Source organism: Amedibacillus sp. YH-ame6, assembly GCF_053848845.1.
The window spans coordinates 58,625-76,919 of record NZ_JBSPEZ010000016.1 but is presented as its reverse complement, the minus strand read 5'-3'; the positions used below and the strand labels follow the sequence as shown (position 1 = coordinate 76,919).

The following is an 18,295-nucleotide window of genomic DNA, read 5'->3' as shown; positions in this document are numbered from 1 at the left end:
TATTTTCTGTGGTCGCCAAACCTACTGAATTATAACATGGTGGTGTTTTTTATATTTTTAGATACCCTTCTTTCACTTAAAGTCTGACCACGCGCATAGCACGTGGTATTAATAGATATAAAACGGACATTCCTAAGAATATCCGTCCTTTTCACACTGGTGCCGACACGCAGAATTGAACTGCGAGCTGAGCATTACCATTGCTCTGTATTACCATTATACTATGTCGGCGCTTGAGCTATTATATTATAATAAGCTCTACCTGCTTTTTCAACTATAAATTGATTATTTCTGAAGTTTTTTTATTTCTCTTACAACTCTTGCGATTGGCAACCCCATCACATTGTAATAATCCCCATGGATTTCTTTTACTAGCAGTTTCCCTTTTGATTGAATTCCATAGGCTCCTGCTTTATCAAATGGTTCTTGTGTATCTAGGTACCACTCTATCATTTCATGCTCTAGTTCATAAAAAGTCACAAAGGTTTTTTCATGAAACAGCACATTACCATTAGAACTCAAAATCGCAACACCTGTAATAACTTCATGTGTCTTTCCACTCAACAACGCTAGCATTCGATAAGCATCTTCACGATTTTTTGGCTTTCCAAGCATTTGTTCTTTGCAACAAACCATGGTATCCGCACCGATTACAATCGCATCTGGATATTGCTCAAAAACAGCATTCGCTTTCTCAAACGCAATTTGTTCAATCGCTTGTTCTTTTTCCATATCAACACGAAAGATTTCCTCGCTCTGTGTTGTACATATTTCAAAGGGTATTTCACTATCTTCCATAAGTTCTTTTCTTCTAGGTGAATTACTCGCAAGAAGAATATCTTTATATTTCATTTTGTAATTCCTCATGCATACGATTTAAACGTATACGAAGGAATAAGTAACTTCCCGCAAAGATTAGAATAAAGGATCCCGCAAACATTCCTACTATACGAAATACTAAACTAGAAAAGAATTGTGATGGAAATAAATTGATCATTAAATCCGTACTTGGATCCAACAGCCATAGCTCATTGCGGAACACCAAACGATGAAACAGTGTCCAAAATGCATCAAAATCCACATATGCCCACATCGCAATCATCGCAAACATAACCGCAAATAACGTGGCCGTTTTCATATAGTCAATACTTAATAAAGTAAATGCACCTTTCTTCAATCGTATCAAAAGATAGATAAAAGAAGCACAGAAAATAATCAAACATACGTTTCGTAGAACCATCGCAAATCGATATAGTCCTTTTACATCCACCATATGAGCAGCTTCCTTACTATTGAATGCTTGTACTTTGCTTCCTTTTAAAGTGATATCTACAGAAATGTCCTCACGTTCATCTCGAAGATAATCTAAAAGTGTGTTCGTGGCTTTGTTTAGGTCAGCTTCGCTCATACCTAGTTCCTTCGCCGTTTCTAATGTTTCATATTCTGATTTAAAGAAGTCTCTATTGAAGCAGTTCATATCAATACTTGTTATGAGCAAGATTATGATAAGTGCTATGACAGAAACGTAAGCCGTCACCCCATTCAGCCTGTCAAATATTTCCTGTTTCATAAAATCTCCAACTTTCTATATCGCGCCTTTAAATATCGTACCATAGTTCTTGTGAAAAGAAAATAAAATTTATTCTGAATTTGAACAAGAATGTGAACTTGCACTATTAGAGGAAATCAGTTATAAGCGTGCAAAGAAGAAAAAAAAGAACTTAAATGTTAAACTGAGAAATTTACTTTGTGTTGAAGAAATTCTGTGTCTACCAGATGATGATAAAACCTGTCCAAGATGTGGTAATGAATTAAACTCTGTTGGAAAAGAATTTGTTAGAAGAGAAGTGTAATTCATACCAGCTAAGTTAATCGTTAAAAAATTATCGCATGACCTATGAATGTAGAAGCTGTAAAAAAGGCGGAAATATCATAATGATCAAAACAGGAATACAGCACCAGTGATTCCACACTCCTATGCATCTGCAGAAAGTGTAGCATGCTAAATCAAGCAAGCTCCGTAATAATATGCATTGTATATACATAATCGTACCAGAGGAATTTGCTTATAATCCAAAATGGTGTATGATATTTAAAGAAGAACTTCATACATTTGATAAATCAAATTAGATTAATTTAAACATTCTCAATACCACAATTTCAGGAGGTAATTTCATGAAAAGTTTTAGAAGAGGAAAAATAAAGACAGTTCTTATTATTGTGGTGGTTTTACTCATTTCAATTTTTTGTGCAACTGGGTACTACTTTTGGATTTCATATCATCCAGAAATATCTATTTGGATAAGTGATGCAAGTTCTGGTGGTGGAAAAGAGTTCAAAATCAAAGCTCCACAAATATCGATAGGTGTAAAACATGGTATTGAACCTGAAGACTCAATAAACTCAAAAATCAAAGAAATTTCAACACAGCATGAGGCGTTGTGTAAATATGTTGTTGAAAACTACAAATCATCTGACATTAAGTTAGATATGGAAGTCAAGAATGATACAACAATACTCGCATATCATGGTACTGTTACCACTCTAAATGGTGAAAATATTGATTTTGAAAAAGAAGTGAAACTAGATTTTACGCTAGATGCCGACATAACTTATCAAAAATGAATATTGCCATCTAGGATATAAAAAGAGGCTTTCACTTAGCAGACGATTAAAGTGTTCCCCATGTCAAAAAAATAACCAATCCAAAGATTGGTTATTCAACCGCAACTAAACGTAAGTTACTAACTCCTCTACATTGTTGAAGTGCATTCATCAATTCATCGATGGAAACACTCATTTCACATAAATCAAAGGAAATCACAACAGAAGCCCATTCATGAATAGGAATGTTTTGATTGATTGTCAAAATATTCGCATTTACCTTGGACATCGCATTTAATACTTCTGACAAAATCCCTTTGTCATGATGTAACATTAAGGAAATAACGGCTTTACGAGCGCTCATCCCTTGTGCTGGCAAGAACACATAGTCTTTATATTTATAGTATGTTCCTCTTGAAATACCAACTTTTTTTACCGCTTCACTCACCTGCTTCACTTCTCCATTTTGTAATAGAGAACGTGCCTCGATGACTTTATCAAGAACATCGGGCAAGATGGTGCTATCTACGATATAATACTTTTCCATTTACTGCACCTCACTTTGTACCCCATCATAGGTAGCATGGAGTAAACGAACGGACCATGTTGGAAACATGTTCTCAATCGTTGTTTTGATTTGGTTCGCAATTTCTTCTTCATTGCTTAAGGCAATCATGGTAGAACCACTTCCACTGATAAACATCGTAATTGCCCCTGCTTCTTCACATAGCTCTTTTACTTGCGCGTATTGAGGAATCAGTGCTTTACGATAAGGCTCTTGCATTTTATCAACACAAGCCTTTTTTATAATGAGTGGATTTCCAATTTCCAATGCTTTTGCTAAAGCAGCACATCGTCCCATTTGATAGACTGCATCTTGATAGGACATCGTATTGGGAAGCACTTCACGTGCTTTCTTTGTGGACACCTCATAATCAGGAATCATCGTAACCATAATCATATCTTTCTTAATACCATATTTGATCATATTTGGTGTATCTCCTTCCATAAAGGAAACACACAATCCACCAAATATTGCGGGTGCAATGTTATCAGGATGTCCTTCCATACGCGTAGCAATATCAAATATTTCATATTTGTTCATTGGATTTTGAAAGAGCGCATTCGCTCCAGCAATACCTGCTACGATACAAGTGGCAGAACTCCCCATACCTCTAGCAAACGGTACATTGGAATCGATATCAATATGAATTCCTGGAACCGTTTTATTCATGTAACGCAAGCCTTCTAAAAAAGCTTGATAGAATAAATTATCCTCGTTGCAATAGGCTTCCTCACACCCAGTGATTACCACGCCTTCATCCAACAATTCAAATGTTACATATGCAAAATCGTCAAGGGCAATCCCTAAGCAGTCATAACCAACTCCTAGATTCGCACTTGTTGCCGGTACTTTTACCTTAATCATGCAAGCATCTCCTTGGCAACTTCCTCACTGTAGGCACTCATTTCATCTTTATCAATTACATCTTCATGTAAGATTGCTTTTTCTTTTAAAGAACGAAGTGGCTCTGGTATTCCAGCACCTGTTCTCTTTTGTAATTCTTCCATGCATGCAAATTCGTCCAAATCTGTTTTACCAAAAATCGCTTCGAATACAGCAGGTGCAAATTTATAAGGACTTGCTGTAGACAATAAGACACTCTTGCATTGGTTATCGATTTGTTCATAGTCTTTCATTACTTTGTACGCATTGGCAGTATGTGGATCCATTACATAACCACTTTCTTCATAGAATTCTTTCATTGCTTTTGCGCAATCTTCATCATCGCAATATCCACCATAGAAATCTGCTTTCACACTTTCAAAGATATCCTCACGCACTTGATAACGTCCCTTTGTTTCAAGATCCTTCATCAATTCTGCAATATAGTTTGCATCTTTTCCACTCTTGTAATATAACAAGCGCTCTAAATTACTAGAAATCAGGATATCCATACTAGGAGAAATAGTTTTATAGAAAGGACGATTACGATCATACACACCATCCTTAAGGAAATCGAATAGTACATTATTAGAGTTGGATGCCACTATGAATTTATTCACAGGAAGCCCCATGCATTTTGCATAGTATCCAGCTAGTACATTTCCATAGTTTCCAGTAGGTACACAGAAGTTAAGTTTATCGCCAAACTGGATGTGTCCTTTGCTTACCATTTCCTTGTATGCAAAGATATAGTAAACAACCTGTGGAATCAAACGTCCAATATTGATTGAATTGGCGGAAGATAAAGAAATGTTTTCTTCCTTTAAACGTGCTGCCAATGCTTGATCGTTGAAAATCTTCTTCACATTGGATTGCGCATCATCAAAATTACCTTCAATGGCACATACACGTGTATTGTTTCCTGTTTGTGTTGCCATTTGTAAACGTTGAATATTGCTTACGCCATGATTTGGATAGAACACGGTAATCCCAATGTTATCCACATCGCAAAAACCTTCTAAGGCTGCCTTACCAGTATCTCCACTTGTTGCGGTTAAAATCATAACCTTCGCATCTTGTTTTTCTTTCAATGACTTTGACATCAATTGAGGAAGCATTCTAAGCCCCACATCCTTAAAGGCACAAGTAGGTCCATGGAAGAGTTCTAGAATATGTGTATCTTTTGTACTGTGTAGAGGTGTAATGTCCTCATTACGGAATTTACCTGTATACGCATCATGTACACATACGGCAACCTCTTCATCTGTAAAGTCTGGTAATAACGTCTTTAAAACAACCGCAGCCATTTCGTTATAATCCATATGCATCATATCTTCTAAAGGAAGTTTCAAAGTATCCAAATCATCGAACACATATAAGCCTCCATCATCCGCAATCCCTTTTAATACTGCTTCTTTTGGTGTAAGTGCTATCATTTTATTCCTTGTGCTAGTATATATTTTCTTCATTTTAATTTCTCCTTTTTTTCGTCTTGCATTTCTTTTTTTACTATGATACAATGTTCGCAATATAAAAACAAGTGTTTTTGATAAAAAGACACAAAAAGTTTTAGAGGAGGAAACTTATGAATATCGCAATCTTAGGATTTGGAACGGTGGGATCAGGTGTTGTAGACATTATTGAACAAGCAAAAACACCATATACAGAAAAATTACATGTGTCTCACATTCTAATACGTAAAGGAAAAGAAAAAACACATCCAAGTATGTGTGATGATATAAATGTAATATTAAATGATGACAACTGTGAAACAGTTGTGGAAACAATGGGTGGTCTTGAACCTGCGCATACCTATATTATGGAAGCCTTACAACATGGAAAAAATGTCGTAACAGCGAACAAAGCCGTAATCGCGAAATATCTAAGAGATTTTGTGGAATGTGCAAATGATCATCATGTTAAAATCTATTATGAAGCAACTACAGGTGGAGGCATTCCTTGGATTGAGGGATTGGCCAAAGCTATGCGTATTGATGAAGTAGAAAGAATACATGGTATCTTCAATGGTACTAGTAATTATATTTTGGATCACATGGAACGTTATGGAGCATCCTTTGATGAAATCTTAAAAGAAGCACAAGGATTAGGATATGCAGAAGCAGATCCAAGTGCAGATATCGACGGCTATGATATTTGTAACAAACTCAGAATCTCTGCTTCTTTAGCATACGATTTCCATGTGCCTGATACATTCCCTGTATATGGTATTCGTACCATCACAAAACAGGACGTTTCTTATTTCCAATCTTTGGGATATAATGTACGCTTGATTGCGAAAACAAAACGCAATGGAAATCATTATGGATGTGTTGTAGAACCGATTCTATTTGATAAAACCGAAATTGAAAGTAATACAAAAGACAACTACAACATCATTACTCTTCATGGAACAACCATTGGAGACTTAAAATTCTATGGACAGGGAGCTGGAAAACTACCAACTGCCAATGCCATCGTACAAGATATTATAGATATCAATGAAAAAACAAGTCATTGGGAACTCACATTCGCGAATGAAATGGAATATGACAAAACTTTATGTTTACGTGATTATATCGTTCGTTTGAAACCTTCTGCTTATGCTGTATTAAAAGAATGCGATACAGAGGAACATGTTTTTGAAGGCAATACTTATTTACATGTCAAAGGCGTAGAAGTGTATCATATGCATCAATATATGAAAGATATCATGGCCATTGATGGGGATGCATTTATGGCTAGTATTTATAGAGGAGAAGAAGATTATGATTAAGATAACTAAATTTGGTGGTTCATCTGTTGCTAATGCAGTACAATTCGCAAAAGTAAAAGGGATTATTGAAAGTGATCCTGGACGACGCTTTGTGGTTGTAAGTGCATCTGGTAGAGAACATAAAACAGATAATAAAGTAACTGATTTATTATACCTGATTGAAGCTCATCTAAAATATAGTGTGGATCATACACCATTATTCAATTTGATCGAAGAACGTTTTCTTTCTATTAAGAAGGATTTGAACTTAACGTATCAAATCGAAGATGATTTAGCTGATTTAAAAGCAAAGCTTTCGAAATCCATGTCTACGGATTATCTAGTTTCTAGAGGAGAATATCTTACCGCAAAACTTATGGCGGAATATCTTGGATTCCCTTTCATTGATTCTAAAGATATTATCACCTTCCGTTATGATGGAAAAATCGATTTCGATGCGACACGCTATCGCATGAGCAATTATATGAAAGATCACGATCGCTTCGTTATGCCTGGATTTTATGGAGCACTTCCAGATGGCACTGTAAAAACAATGTCACGTGGTGGTAGTGATATTACAGGTTCTATCTTAGCCGATATCTTAGATGCAGATATGTATGAAAACTGGACCGATGTTTCTGGTATTTTAATGGCTGACCCACGTATCGTTCATCAACCAAAACGTATCGATACGATCACATATGGTGAACTTCGAGAATTATCTTATATGGGAGCTAGTGTGTTACATGAAGAAGCCATCTTCCCTGTAAAAGAAAAGAACATTCCAATCAATATTTTAAATACCAATCACCCTGAAGAAGGTGGAACCATCATCATTGAAAAAGATGATAAACCTAGCGAACAAATGATTACTGGTATTGCAGGTAAAAAGAACTTTACGGTTATCGCAATTTATAAGAACCATATGTCAGATGAAGTTGGAATTATCCGTCGTGCTTTAGAAGTATGCGAAAACTATCGTGTAAGCATTGAACATATCCCTAGCGGTATTGATTCATTCAGCCTCGTAGTTAATAGTGAAGATGTAAAAGACGTCATCTATGATATGGTGGGTGATATGAAAAAAGCGTGTAACGCAGATGAAATCAAAATCGTCGATAATATATCTTTAATCGCGACAGTTGGTCGTCAAATGATGTACAAACCTGGTATTAGTGGAAAATTATTCGCAGTCTTAGGAAAAAACAACATCAATATTCGTATGATTGCTCAAGGAACGGATGAAATGAACATCATTGTTGGTGTTGAAAATAAAGATTACGAAAAAACAGTAGAAGCAATTTATACAAATTTTGTTGTATAAATTCGAATCATCTTTTATCATATAGGAAAAAGCAAGGAGAAGAAGAATGAAAACATACAATGTTGCTATATTAGGTGCCACTGGTGCCGTTGGTCAGGAAATGATCAAAATCTTGATGGAACGTAATTTCCCTATCAAGGAATTACATTTGCTCGCAAGTGCAAGAAGTGCTGGTAAGAAATTGAATATTGCTGGAAAAGAATACACAGTAGAAGAAACAACAGAGAACAGTTTTGATGGAATGGATATCGTATTAGGTGCTGCAGAAAATGATATTGCAGAAAAGTATTTGCCTATCGCAGCTAGTAAAGGTGCTGTAGTTGTAGATAATAGTTCTGCCTATCGATTAGACAACAATGTCCCTTTGATTATCCCAGAAGTAAACCCTGAAGCTGTAAAAGATCATCATGGAATCATCGCAAACCCTAACTGTGCTACAATTATTGCATTGGTTGCATTACAACCGCTACATGCATATGCACATGCAAAACGCATGGTAGTATCTACGTATCAAGCAGTCAGTGGTGCTGGTGTTGGTGGAATTCATGAACTTGAACAACAATTAGGTGCTATTGCACATGGAAAAGAAGTTGAAGTTAAAAACTTTCAATACCAAATTGCTTATAACTTAATTCCGCAAATTGGTGGATTCGACGATGAAGGATATTCTAGTGAAGAAATGAAAATGCAAAACGAAGGACGCAAAATTATGAGCAATCCTGAATTATGTGTAAACTGTACATGTATTCGTGTACCCATCATTCGTTCTCACTCAGAATCTATCATGGTAGAATTTGAAAATGAAATCGATGTTGAAAAAGCAAGAGAGTTATTGAAAGATGCTCCAGGTATTAAACTTGTGGATGATCCAGCAAATAAAAAGTACCCAATGCCATTGGATACAACAGATCAAGATTTAGTATTTGTAGGACGTATTCGTAAAGATATGAGTGGTCATAAAAATGCTTTAAGTTTCTGGTGCTGTGGTGATCAAGTGCGTAAAGGCGCTGCTACCAACGCTGTACAAATAGCAGAATTAGTTGTAAAAGAATTAGACAAATAAAAAGCGCAACGCGCTTTTTATTTTACCTCTTCTAAAGGAGTTTCTTCAGTACCAATCACTTCATCATCTGTGGAAGATACTTCAACTTCTTCCATAGCATTCCCTACAATTTCGCTAAATGCATAATGTAATACATTAATTTTACTTAAACCTACACCTACTCCATAAAGGATAAATGCATACGCGAAGTATTGTGCACTATACGTGCTATATACATAAAAGATATAACTTAATGTTAATGTATACTGAGCTTGTTGTGTTTGTACATAATCATATGCTTGCCAAATATTAAATGCCGCAATGCATAAGAAGACAACTGCTACTACATAGAATACAATACTAATCGCGCTGATTTTACTTGCTTTTTTTGTTTTGTTCATAGTCTCAACCTTTCTATACGTGCTACATTATCCACTATAAATGTGTGAAGAGTATGTGCGAACGGTGAATTTTTAAAGAATTTTGATAAAATCACAAATTTTTTTGATTTAAAATTGCGAAAAAGCTATAGATAAATACATAAAAATATAGTATGATAAATAACGCAATACGAAATGCAGTCGTGGTGGAATGGCAGACACGCTACTTTGAGGGGGTAGTGAGCGTATGCTCGTGTGAGTTCAAATCTCATCGACTGCACCATTGTACTTAATAGGCATGACATTCATGTTTAAATAGCACTAAGAAAGCGATGAAATTCATCGTTTTTTTCTTTCATGAACACTTCATTTCTATCCTTTATCAAACACAAACGAAATAAATATCCGCCTATTTTCATCTATCTTGAATTGCCAGTGCAAGTATAGACGAAACAAAAAAAATGGTGTATTATATACAAGCATTCAACATGCAGAAGTGGTGGAACGGCAGACACGCTGTCTTCAGGCGGCAGTGCGAGCAATCGCGTGAGAGTTCAAATCTCTTCTTCTGCACCAATGCATATGTAAACCGCTCTATATCAGCGGTTTTTTATATACCGACGTATTTCTATATCATCCATTTTATATCATATAATATCTATTTTATCTATTAACATTTCATCGTCCTCCACTTGCCCATATAATTAAATCATAAATATGCAATTTAGCCATTAGGAGTGATGAAATGGACGATATATCAATTAGCTTCACAACAAAAGCATGTCAGAAACTAAAACGTATTGGAAAGACACAAAAAGAATTAGCAAGCGAAATCGATATTGATTATTCCACGCTTAACAAAATCCTCAACAATAAACGAGAACTAGATTTTTCAACTGCGGTGAAGATTGCAAACAGTCTAAATATGAGCTTAGATAAAACCGCAAACAAACCTACAAATCAAAGTTTTGAAAACTTAATGATTGATTTAGAAGATCTTGTTTTCAACCTAAAACAGGTCAACGTAAAAGAATGACAAAAATAGCAGGTATCCTAGAAGATATCTGCTATTTCAGTTTGTACCTAAACTAATATTATATAAAACTATTTCTTTCTTATGCACATTGAAAAAAAGAGAATTTTCATCCTCTTTTATACTCTTGATAAAATAAACTGACAAGTTCCCTCAACAATTACTTCTCCACTACCAGCGCTTATGAAGAATGTATCTCCTTTACGCATTGGAAGTTGTACATCACCTTGTTTAATGAATCCTTCACCTTCAACAATCACAACTGAAGCAAAGCTTTTTTCATCCACAACTACATTTGCTTGTGTTTCAACCTCATAAATATACGTTGTAAAATATTCGCAAGTTGCCATCATTGCTCTTGTAAAACCATCCTTCACTTCTTTTTCACCACATGGCTTAAAGTCAGAAGCTAAGGGTTTTAAATTTGACACATCAATCGCTTTTTCAATATGCAATTCTCTTGGTTTTCCATCTGCACCAACACGCCCAAAATCATATACACGATAAGTAGAATTTGAATTTTGTTGGATTTCACAGATTACAATACCTTCACCAATCGCATGGATCGTTCCAGCTTCAATAAAGAATACATCTCCTTTATGTACAGGAACTTGTTTCAATACATCTAGAATGGTATCATTTTCGATACGCGTACGAAATTCTTCTTTTGAAATTTCATTTTTTGTCCCATAATACAAAGAAGCTCCTTCTTCTGCTTCTAAAATGTACCACATTTCTGTTTTCCCATATTCTTTTTCAACACGTAATGCATACTCATTATCTGGATGTACTTGGATAGAAAGATTTCCTTTCGCATCAATGAACTTAATCAACATAGGAAAATTTGTGAATGTATTTCCAATTGTCCCAAGCGCTTGAGTACCCAATATTTGAAGATATTCACTCAAAGTAGAACCCTTGTGTTCTCCACTATCAATGATACTTTCTCCATCTTTATGTGTAGACAACTCCCAGCTTTCTGCCACAATTTTATAATCGCTCTCTTTATGAAATTCTTCTTTTAATTTTGTTCCACCCCATAAATAATCTTTAAATGCGGGTTTTAATTTTACTAGTGCCATTTATATTACCTCCAATTTTTTCAATGCTTCATAAATGCCTTCTTCTTTTACAGTCCCTGTTACCATACTTGCTACTGGATCTAACAATTCATCATGCAACCCCATTGCTATTCCATGTGTCACGCTTGCAAGAAGCTCTGCATCATTATCTCCATCTCCAAATGCATATGTCTCTTCCATAGGAATATTACATTTAGCAAGCAAAGCCTTTACTCCAGTACCTTTGTTTACATGAGGCTTCGCAATATCAAAGGTATTACAATTGCGATGAAATCCAACTACATACTTTTTCTTCGCAATCGGACAATATGCTTGTAAATGTGCACCATCTTTAAATATCAATGTTATTTTTTCAATTTTATTATGTACTTGTTCATAGTTTGTATATGCGATAAAATTATCCTTTGGTGTATGAAAATTATCCAAAAAATGAATATAGTTAGGATCTTTTAAATCCTTCACAAAACAATGCTGAGAATTTTCCAAAATAAAATTAATATCATATGTTTCAAAATCTTGTAATAGTTCACTTAATTCCTCTTGTTCAAACACATCATGATAAAGTTCTTTCCCATGTATTTGCACACATGCTCCATTGCTTGTAATATACCCATCCAAACTAAGGTCTCTAGCACCCTTTGGAATATAACTTTGAGCTCTTCCAGTCGCAAGTACACATACATAGTCTTTATCCTGTAACAGTTCTATTGCCTTCTTTGTTTTGAGTGTAGGAACATAAATCTCATCACGTTCATCAACAAGTGTTCCATCATAATCAAATAGTACAAGTCCCTTCATGATCATCACCCCTTCTTACTGCTCAATTATATGGTAAAGATTTATCAAATGCAATGAAAACAAACAAACTTTCTTTGATTTACCACATAAAATAAAAAGAAATGGCAATACTTGAAAAGAAGGAGTTGAAACTATGGGAATCAAGATTCAAGATGAAACTGCTTTATATACGATGTATGATGCCTTATCAAAAAATGAATATTCCTTACTTGTATTTCGAATAAAAAATATCCATATGTTACATTACCTGTATGGAAAGGAATGTGACGCTGCTTTATATACTGGTATCCAATCTATATGCTTACGTATTTTAAATGATAAATCTTATCTATATCGTTTGTATACTGACCATTATGTTATTCTCTTAAACTCACAAGATCCTTATTCTATTATCCAGCTAATATATGAATTAGATCATGAAATAGAAACTTACCAATTTGGAACGATTCAACATACAATTGCAATCTCCATCGGTATTTATTTTTTACGTCGTCATGTAGACTTTTACCAAGCCTATGACCATGCCAAATTTGCGATGCAAAATAGTAAAGACATTCATAAATATAACACGTCCTTTGAGTTCTATGATCAAAAAGAAATAGAACGAGCAAAACAACAATTCAAAATGCTAAGTGAGCTAGAAAAAGCACTACAACACCATGAATTTGAAGTTTATATCCAACCAAAAGTGCATGCAGTATCGCACGAAATCGTTGGCGCAGAAGCGTTGATACGTTGGATTCATCAGGGAACCCTTGTGCCACTTAAAGACTTTATGCCATTGATCGATCGTAATGCATTTATACGAAGAATCGATTTATTCGTCTTTGAAGAAGTATGTAAACTATTCGATCGATGGATACAGGAACATAGAAAATTGATTCCAATCAGTATCAACATATCTAGAGCTTCCTTTGAAGATGGATTTTATTATTTAAAAGAAATTGAAACCATTTTTCAAAAATACTCAGTTGATAAGCACTTAATTGAGTTTGAACTTAGTGAAGATATTTGTTTTGAGGATAGTCATCGTTTACACCGTTTCTTAAATCTATTAAAAGACAATGGATTTGCTTGTTCTCTAGATGATTTTGGGACAGGATATTCCTCCTTTTTAACACTAACTTATCTTCCCATTCATACAATCAAACTTGACTCTTCTTTTTGTTTGGGAGCTTGGGATGAGAAAAAGAAAATTATTCTAGTACATTTACTACAACTTTTAAATGAACTAGACTTTACAATTGTAGCGGAAGGTATTGAAACAAAAGAAATCGCAGATTTCTTTGCGCAACATTCTTGTCATATATTACAGGGATTTTATTTCAGTAAACCACTACCAATACCATTCTTTGAACGCTTTTTACTTGAAAACAATCCAGTAAAAAGCTAACCACAAACATTCTAATTTGTTCCCCTTTTATGATATAATACAATCATTTAAAGGAGGATTAGAATGACTACATTTGATTTGCATATGCATTCTTGTTACAGTGCAGATGGGGAAAAGACACCAGAAGAATTGGTTTTAATGGCAAAAGAGGTTGGGCTTACTACAATCGCATTGAGTGATCACAACACGCCTGCGGGGATTGATGAAATGTTGGAGATAGGGAAACAACATGGCATACAGGTAATTCCTGCGATTGAATTTGATACCATGTTTGGAGAGTTAGAAGTACATGTTCTTGGATATAACATGGATTACCACCAACCATATTTTGAAAATTTGAAAAGTGGTTTAAAAAGAATTAAAGATAGTATGCTTCCAAAACGTTTAGAAGCATTATGTAGCTATTATCACATGGATTTCAAACTTGAAGAGATCTTTGAGAAATATGGAAATAAGCGCCCTTGGGCAAATATTGTGCAAGCTATATTAGAGGACCCTAGATATGATCACATTAAAGAATTTGATCCTTATCGCACAGGTGGTAAACGTAGTGACCCACAATCTGTAAACTTCTATTGGGATTTATGTTGCCCTGGAACTCCTTGTTATGTACATGTAGAGTACCCAACATTAGAAGAAACTGTAAGAGAAATACACAAAGCTGGAGGAATTGCTGTTCTTGCACATCCTTGGAGAAACTTTGATCATCGCGAAGACTTGTTAAAAATAGCGATTGAACAAGGTATTGATGGCATGGAAGCCTATAGCAATTATCATAACAGTGAACAAAATGCATTTTATGAGAATTATTGTAAAGAACACAACGTTTTGATGACTTGTGGTTCTGATTATCACGGCGCCTTCAAACCAAGCATTCGTTTAGGCGAATATGGATACACGCGTGATAATGGAGAAAGTATCCTCCAAAACTTTTTAAGCTATATCCATAAAAAATAAAACTATTTAAAGTAGGTATTTTCTAGAGTTGATAAGCAGTAAGCTTGTTGACTCTTTTTTATATGGTTTCGTCCTATCAAGTAGAAATCTTCCTTTGTTGAAAGTACATTTGAATGGATAAGAAAAGACTGTTCACATACTCGCAAACAGCCCTATTCTTTACTCCTTTATGCATACCATATCTCATCACCTAAATCTAATCTTAACAAATATCAATAACTACCACCTTGCACACCCAAATATTCCTCTAATGTTAATCCAGAATTATATACATTTGTTGCTAAAGAACCTATATAACGTATATGCCAAGGTTCTGCTTGATAACCTGTTATATGTTCTTTCCCTACTTGGTAACGAACTATGAAACCATATTTATGCGCATTCGTCGCAATCCAGTTTACTTCTGCGCTATTTTCTACTAATGTACCATCTTTATGAAGCAAATCAAATGCAAGCCCTGTTTGATGTTCAGAATATCCTGGTCGAGCTGAGAATGTATCCGCTTCTTGACTACCATAATTATTTACATAATTTTGATATAATCCTGCTTGCGTATCAAAGCTTCTAAACCCACTATAACTACTGTTGATATTGTATCCTAAATTCTGCATTTCTTTTATTAAACTTCTTGCCTTATCTCCTGCTTCAGCATTCTCATAAGGCATATAGTTATAAGGCACAGGATTCTTTTTATTTATAATCATAACACCTTTCACATAACGTGGTTCACTTACTGTATATGCAGTTGGTTTTGATTCATTACCTGAAGTACCATTCTCATTATTTACATCCTTAGGGACAACCTCTTGATCATCAACTACTGTAATGTTTGCTTTCTTTACAACTTTGTTCTTATATTGATCCATCGCGGTTACTTCTACTTCATATTCTCCAACTTCGTCGATAGTAAGCTTTTCTATATTTACAGTGATTTTGACAGTACTTAAATCTTTAGCTTCAAAATGGGTAGCTATTTCATTTGGATCAGAGCCTTTTTTAACTTCTATTTTATCAGGGAACTTTGTGAACTCTGGTTCTTTGCTATCTTTGACTATAATTTTGATATTCTCTTTTTTATCAGATCCATTGATATTATACTTTATTTGTAAATCATACGTTCCTACTTTAGGATATTTCTTTCCTTCCTCAAGTTTCAAGTTTGTATACTCTGCCTTGAAAGATTTTAATATTTCGGTGTCTTTCGTATCAAGCACTTGTTTTCCTTCGATATTCACAACTTCTCCGTATTCGAATTTAAATGTATCTTTTTTGAAATTAACACTATTATTTCTATGAAACCAGATAAATCCCAAAACAACGAGTGATATCAATATCAACAACAATATAATTATGACAATAATTTTTTTCTTCATAGTATTCATCCCCTTTTTCATTATGATAACATATCATACTTATATTTAAAATCATCAATACCAAAATTATCGTTTATGTACAAAAGGAATACCTACAAAACAGTATTCCCTTAGCTATCACATGAACAATTGTGTTCATCTATATATTTAAAATGTATACCCTTTTAAGGTAAAGAAATATTGTAAGCGATGCTTTTCATGTTCCAATTCTTCTTTTGTTTTTAATATATATAAAATTTTATCTGGATTTTCTTTACTTTCCACAACTGAAACCATTTCTCCTTTTTCAATTGCAATTGCTGCTTTTTCAAAGTAGTCTTCAAGGATTTCCGCAATATTTTCATTCGCAATAATATCTCGATAATATAGAACAACCATATCTGCTTTGGGTTCGCCAAATACACGTTGCATAGCTGCATAGGTTGTCAACCAAACATTCCCACTTTTCTTTATTTCATGTGGTAAAAAACGTTGGCGCTCCACTGCCTTGCGAATTGTTTTTCCATCCGCTAAACCCCATTTTTCAGCAGCTTCACTAAATGTCAACACCTCATCTAATTTCATGCATTCATCCTCCATATAAGGGTATTATAGGTTTCCAGGATTAGAAAGTCAAATATATGTTAATTAGAAATTAGAATTTATAAATGCTTCTATAGTACATATAAAATCATCTTCACGATCTTCAAACACTGCGTGTCCACAGGGAGATAGACCATAGGATGTAATCCATGAATTCTGTATATCGTTTACTTTGTTTAAAATTACATTCGCATCACAAATTGGATCTTCTTTTCCTATCATAAATAAAGTAGGTGCAGCAATACACGAAAGTGCATTTGTAGCTTGATATTTGTAAAACCAAGAAGACATAGCTACGATATGCTTCAATGAATTGGAAGGATTCTGTGGTGAATAGATAAAGTTGAGAAAGTGTTCATCCTTGAATACTTGTTCAGGCTCCATCACATCTTCTTTCATAGATGTTTCTGGCTTATTTACGGGCAATCTTTCTTCCATCATGGATTTAGTTCTTTCAAACATTTCCAAAGCTTGAAAGCGTTCAAAAGTGATGGCTGGACTACTTAATATTAATCCATCAACATCACCATAGCATTCCATATATATACAAGATAAGAGTCCTCCAAAAGAACCACCCCACAAAATTACTTTTTTATGACTCCAACGTCGTTTACAATCTTGTATAACATCGTATACATCCTTGCTAATCAACTCCTTAGGTAATCCTTTACGAAGCTCATATGTAGATAACCCACTCCCACGTTGATCAAAATATATACAATGATAACTTTCCTCTAATCTTTGAAAGGAAGACAATTCCATCAATGGCTTTGCGCCACTACCTGGTCCTCCGTGTAAAAACACAATAAGAATATTACTAGTAGTATTCCCTCTTTCATAAATTTGAATATCGATATCACTTTTATGTAACTTATAATCCATTTTCACACAGCCTCCCTATGTCGCTAATTCGCGCCAACATTTTTAGTATATCACTTGTAGAATGCAGTTACAATACCCTTTTGTGTAATTTTTTTCATCTCCAAATTTATTTTGTTTTTTCACAGAAAAGACTTCACAAGTAATAGAAGCGGTGTTATAATGTCGCTAGTTAGCGACATAGAAGAAAGGAGAAGAAATATGTTAAAAATGATTATTAGTTGTGGATTAGGTATGTCTTCTAGCGCATTGGCTGTTCATATGCAAAAAGAGATTGTAGAGAAAGGTTGGGAGGATAAAGTGCAGGTTGAATTTTTACCTTTCCCTTTGCTAATGACAAAGCAAGAAGAACTAGATGCTGATATCGCAATCCTTTGCCCACACTTGATGTACTATGCAAAAAATGAATCTCAGAATGAAAAAATTAAAATTCCAATGTATATCATACCTTCCTTGATGTATGGAAAGATGGAGTTAGTGGATTTAATGGAAGATGCGGAAGACTTACTTGCTTTAAATCAGAATAATAATGAAAAGCTTTGGCACTTCGAAGAAGAAAAACTACTTGATATTAAACGTAATATATCTCATCGAAGATGGATTAAAACACATTCTGTTCAAGAGAAGTAAGTATTCGATTAGTTGATAC

19 protein-coding genes and 3 tRNA genes are annotated in these 18,295 nt (G+C 34.6%); 10 read left to right on the top strand and 12 right to left on the bottom strand.

Annotation, left to right across the window (positions count from 1 at the left end; genetic code table 11):
• Nucleotides 1-157 precede the first annotated feature (157 nt).
• The 3 genes from ACWG0P_RS11120 to ACWG0P_RS11110 form a co-directional block, all read right to left on the bottom strand.
• A tRNA-Thr gene (locus ACWG0P_RS11120) sits at nt 158-231 on the bottom strand.
• A gap of 54 nt (nt 232-285) precedes the next feature.
• The gene (locus ACWG0P_RS11115; protein WP_455801781.1) at nt 286-852 is read right to left on the bottom strand and encodes a Maf family protein; all 567 of its coding nucleotides are present in this window, start codon (nt 850-852) and stop codon (nt 286-288) included.
• Nucleotides 842-1,570, bottom strand: a complete 729-nt coding sequence (locus tag ACWG0P_RS11110; protein WP_455801780.1) for a TIGR01906 family membrane protein — start codon at nt 1,568-1,570, stop codon at nt 842-844. Before ACWG0P_RS11110 ends, ACWG0P_RS11115 begins: the two co-directional genes overlap by 11 nt.
• A 605-nt stretch (nt 1,571-2,175) precedes the next feature.
• Here ACWG0P_RS11110 and ACWG0P_RS11105 point away from each other — a divergent pair.
• Nucleotides 2,176-2,625 (top strand): hypothetical protein, encoded by a 450-nt coding sequence (locus ACWG0P_RS11105; RefSeq protein ID WP_455801779.1) that lies wholly within the window; start codon nt 2,176-2,178, stop codon nt 2,623-2,625.
• 91 nt (nt 2,626-2,716) lie between these two features.
• Here ACWG0P_RS11105 and ACWG0P_RS11100 read toward each other — a convergent pair whose 3' ends face one another.
• From ACWG0P_RS11100 to thrC, 3 genes are read right to left on the bottom strand one after another with little or no spacing between them, the layout of a single operon-like run.
• Nucleotides 2,717-3,151, bottom strand: a complete 435-nt coding sequence (locus tag ACWG0P_RS11100; RefSeq protein WP_455791332.1) for an ACT domain-containing protein — start codon at nt 3,149-3,151, stop codon at nt 2,717-2,719.
• Nucleotides 3,152-4,033: a homoserine kinase gene (gene thrB / locus ACWG0P_RS11095; RefSeq protein ID WP_455801778.1), complete on the bottom strand. Its 882-nt coding sequence runs from the start codon at nt 4,031-4,033 to the stop codon at nt 3,152-3,154. It lies immediately after the preceding gene.
• Nucleotides 4,030-5,520: a threonine synthase gene (gene thrC, locus ACWG0P_RS11090; RefSeq protein ID WP_455791335.1), complete on the bottom strand. Its 1,491-nt coding sequence runs from the start codon at nt 5,518-5,520 to the stop codon at nt 4,030-4,032. The genes thrB and thrC overlap by 4 nt, the downstream gene beginning before the upstream one ends.
• 116 nt (nt 5,521-5,636) lie before the next feature.
• Between thrC and ACWG0P_RS11085 the strand changes: the two genes are divergently transcribed.
• From ACWG0P_RS11085 to ACWG0P_RS11075, 3 genes are read left to right on the top strand one after another with little or no spacing between them, the layout of a single operon-like run.
• The gene (locus ACWG0P_RS11085) at nt 5,637-6,824 is read left to right on the top strand and encodes a homoserine dehydrogenase (RefSeq protein ID WP_455801777.1); all 1,188 of its coding nucleotides are present in this window, start codon (nt 5,637-5,639) and stop codon (nt 6,822-6,824) included.
• Nucleotides 6,817-8,127, top strand: a complete 1,311-nt coding sequence (locus ACWG0P_RS11080) for an aspartate kinase (RefSeq protein ID WP_455801776.1) — start codon at nt 6,817-6,819, stop codon at nt 8,125-8,127. Before ACWG0P_RS11085 ends, ACWG0P_RS11080 begins: the two co-directional genes overlap by 8 nt.
• A 46-nt stretch (nt 8,128-8,173) precedes the next feature.
• Nucleotides 8,174-9,190 carry an aspartate-semialdehyde dehydrogenase gene (locus ACWG0P_RS11075; protein WP_455791340.1) on the top strand — a complete coding sequence of 339 codons (1,017 nt, stop codon included), beginning with the start codon at nt 8,174-8,176 and terminating at the stop codon, nt 9,188-9,190.
• 17 nt (nt 9,191-9,207) lie between these two features.
• Here the strand turns inward: ACWG0P_RS11075 and ACWG0P_RS11070 are convergent, their stop codons facing one another.
• Entirely contained in the window at nt 9,208-9,570 is a 363-nt protein-coding gene (locus ACWG0P_RS11070) for a hypothetical protein (protein ID WP_455791341.1), read from the bottom strand.
• Between the two features lie 176 nt (nt 9,571-9,746).
• On the opposite strand from ACWG0P_RS11070, the gene ACWG0P_RS11065 reads away from it, so the two are divergent.
• From ACWG0P_RS11065 to ACWG0P_RS11055, 3 genes are all read left to right on the top strand, one after another.
• Nucleotides 9,747-9,832: transfer RNA gene (locus tag ACWG0P_RS11065), tRNA-Leu, on the top strand.
• A gap of 207 nt (nt 9,833-10,039) precedes the next feature.
• Nucleotides 10,040-10,125, top strand: a tRNA-Leu gene (locus ACWG0P_RS11060).
• A gap of 169 nt (nt 10,126-10,294) precedes the next feature.
• Nucleotides 10,295-10,585: a helix-turn-helix domain-containing protein gene (locus ACWG0P_RS11055; RefSeq protein WP_455791343.1), complete on the top strand. Its 291-nt coding sequence runs from the start codon at nt 10,295-10,297 to the stop codon at nt 10,583-10,585.
• Between the two features lie 116 nt (nt 10,586-10,701).
• Here the strand turns inward: ACWG0P_RS11055 and ACWG0P_RS11050 are convergent, their stop codons facing one another.
• Together ACWG0P_RS11050 and ACWG0P_RS11045 are read right to left on the bottom strand one after the other, a co-directional pair.
• Nucleotides 10,702-11,664: a type I phosphomannose isomerase catalytic subunit gene (locus tag ACWG0P_RS11050; protein ID WP_455801775.1), complete on the bottom strand. Its 963-nt coding sequence runs from the start codon at nt 11,662-11,664 to the stop codon at nt 10,702-10,704.
• Nucleotides 11,665-12,462: a Cof-type HAD-IIB family hydrolase gene (locus ACWG0P_RS11045; protein WP_455801774.1), complete on the bottom strand. Its 798-nt coding sequence runs from the start codon at nt 12,460-12,462 to the stop codon at nt 11,665-11,667.
• Between the two features lie 133 nt (nt 12,463-12,595).
• On the opposite strand from ACWG0P_RS11045, the gene ACWG0P_RS11040 reads away from it, so the two are divergent.
• Together ACWG0P_RS11040 and ACWG0P_RS11035 are read left to right on the top strand one after the other, a co-directional pair.
• The gene (locus ACWG0P_RS11040) at nt 12,596-13,855 is read left to right on the top strand and encodes an EAL domain-containing protein (RefSeq protein ID WP_455801773.1); all 1,260 of its coding nucleotides are present in this window, start codon (nt 12,596-12,598) and stop codon (nt 13,853-13,855) included.
• 63 nt (nt 13,856-13,918) lie between these two features.
• On the top strand, nt 13,919-14,812 hold the full coding sequence (locus tag ACWG0P_RS11035; RefSeq protein WP_455801772.1) for a PHP domain-containing protein: 894 nt from the start codon (nt 13,919-13,921) through the stop codon (nt 14,810-14,812).
• Between the two features lie 212 nt (nt 14,813-15,024).
• Here ACWG0P_RS11035 and ACWG0P_RS11030 read toward each other — a convergent pair whose 3' ends face one another.
• From ACWG0P_RS11030 to ACWG0P_RS11020, 3 genes are all read right to left on the bottom strand, one after another.
• Complete coding sequence (locus ACWG0P_RS11030) at nt 15,025-16,185, bottom strand: D-alanyl-D-alanine carboxypeptidase family protein (RefSeq protein ID WP_455801771.1); 1,161 nt, start codon at nt 16,183-16,185, stop codon at nt 15,025-15,027.
• A gap of 147 nt (nt 16,186-16,332) precedes the next feature.
• A complete protein-coding gene (locus ACWG0P_RS11025) occupies nt 16,333-16,749 on the bottom strand; it encodes a helix-turn-helix domain-containing protein (RefSeq protein ID WP_455791356.1) in 417 nt (138 codons plus the stop codon).
• 63 nt (nt 16,750-16,812) lie between these two features.
• On the bottom strand, nt 16,813-17,649 hold the full coding sequence (locus ACWG0P_RS11020) for an alpha/beta fold hydrolase (RefSeq protein WP_455801770.1): 837 nt from the start codon (nt 17,647-17,649) through the stop codon (nt 16,813-16,815).
• Between the two features lie 198 nt (nt 17,650-17,847).
• Between ACWG0P_RS11020 and ACWG0P_RS11015 the strand changes: the two genes are divergently transcribed.
• Nucleotides 17,848-18,276, top strand: coding sequence for a hypothetical protein (locus tag ACWG0P_RS11015; protein WP_455801769.1), 429 nt, complete (start codon nt 17,848-17,850; stop codon nt 18,274-18,276).
• The last annotated feature ends 19 nt before the right edge of the window (nt 18,277-18,295 follow it).

Coding starts and splice junctions, on each gene's coding strand:
- ACWG0P_RS11115 (WP_455801781.1), bottom strand. CDS start 852: ATGAAATATAAAGATATTCTTCTTGCGAGTAATTCACCTAGAAGAAAA.
- ACWG0P_RS11110 (WP_455801780.1), bottom strand. CDS start 1,570: ATGAAACAGGAAATATTTGACAGGCTGAATGGGGTGACGGCTTACGTT.
- ACWG0P_RS11105 (WP_455801779.1), top strand. CDS start 2,176: ATGAAAAGTTTTAGAAGAGGAAAAATAAAGACAGTTCTTATTATTGTG.
- ACWG0P_RS11100 (WP_455791332.1), bottom strand. CDS start 3,151: ATGGAAAAGTATTATATCGTAGATAGCACCATCTTGCCCGATGTTCTT.
- thrB (WP_455801778.1), bottom strand. CDS start 4,033: ATGATTAAGGTAAAAGTACCGGCAACAAGTGCGAATCTAGGAGTTGGT.
- thrC (WP_455791335.1), bottom strand. CDS start 5,520: ATGAAGAAAATATATACTAGCACAAGGAATAAAATGATAGCACTTACA.
- ACWG0P_RS11085 (WP_455801777.1), top strand. CDS start 5,637: ATGAATATCGCAATCTTAGGATTTGGAACGGTGGGATCAGGTGTTGTA.
- ACWG0P_RS11080 (WP_455801776.1), top strand. CDS start 6,817: ATGATTAAGATAACTAAATTTGGTGGTTCATCTGTTGCTAATGCAGTA.
- ACWG0P_RS11075 (WP_455791340.1), top strand. CDS start 8,174: ATGAAAACATACAATGTTGCTATATTAGGTGCCACTGGTGCCGTTGGT.
- ACWG0P_RS11070 (WP_455791341.1), bottom strand. CDS start 9,570: ATGAACAAAACAAAAAAAGCAAGTAAAATCAGCGCGATTAGTATTGTA.
- ACWG0P_RS11055 (WP_455791343.1), top strand. CDS start 10,295: ATGGACGATATATCAATTAGCTTCACAACAAAAGCATGTCAGAAACTA.
- ACWG0P_RS11050 (WP_455801775.1), bottom strand. CDS start 11,664: ATGGCACTAGTAAAATTAAAACCCGCATTTAAAGATTATTTATGGGGT.
- ACWG0P_RS11045 (WP_455801774.1), bottom strand. CDS start 12,462: ATGAAGGGACTTGTACTATTTGATTATGATGGAACACTTGTTGATGAA.
- ACWG0P_RS11040 (WP_455801773.1), top strand. CDS start 12,596: ATGGGAATCAAGATTCAAGATGAAACTGCTTTATATACGATGTATGAT.
- ACWG0P_RS11035 (WP_455801772.1), top strand. CDS start 13,919: ATGACTACATTTGATTTGCATATGCATTCTTGTTACAGTGCAGATGGG.
- ACWG0P_RS11030 (WP_455801771.1), bottom strand. CDS start 16,185: ATGAAGAAAAAAATTATTGTCATAATTATATTGTTGTTGATATTGATA.
- ACWG0P_RS11025 (WP_455791356.1), bottom strand. CDS start 16,749: ATGAAATTAGATGAGGTGTTGACATTTAGTGAAGCTGCTGAAAAATGG.
- ACWG0P_RS11020 (WP_455801770.1), bottom strand. CDS start 17,649: ATGGATTATAAGTTACATAAAAGTGATATCGATATTCAAATTTATGAA.
- ACWG0P_RS11015 (WP_455801769.1), top strand. CDS start 17,848: ATGTTAAAAATGATTATTAGTTGTGGATTAGGTATGTCTTCTAGCGCA.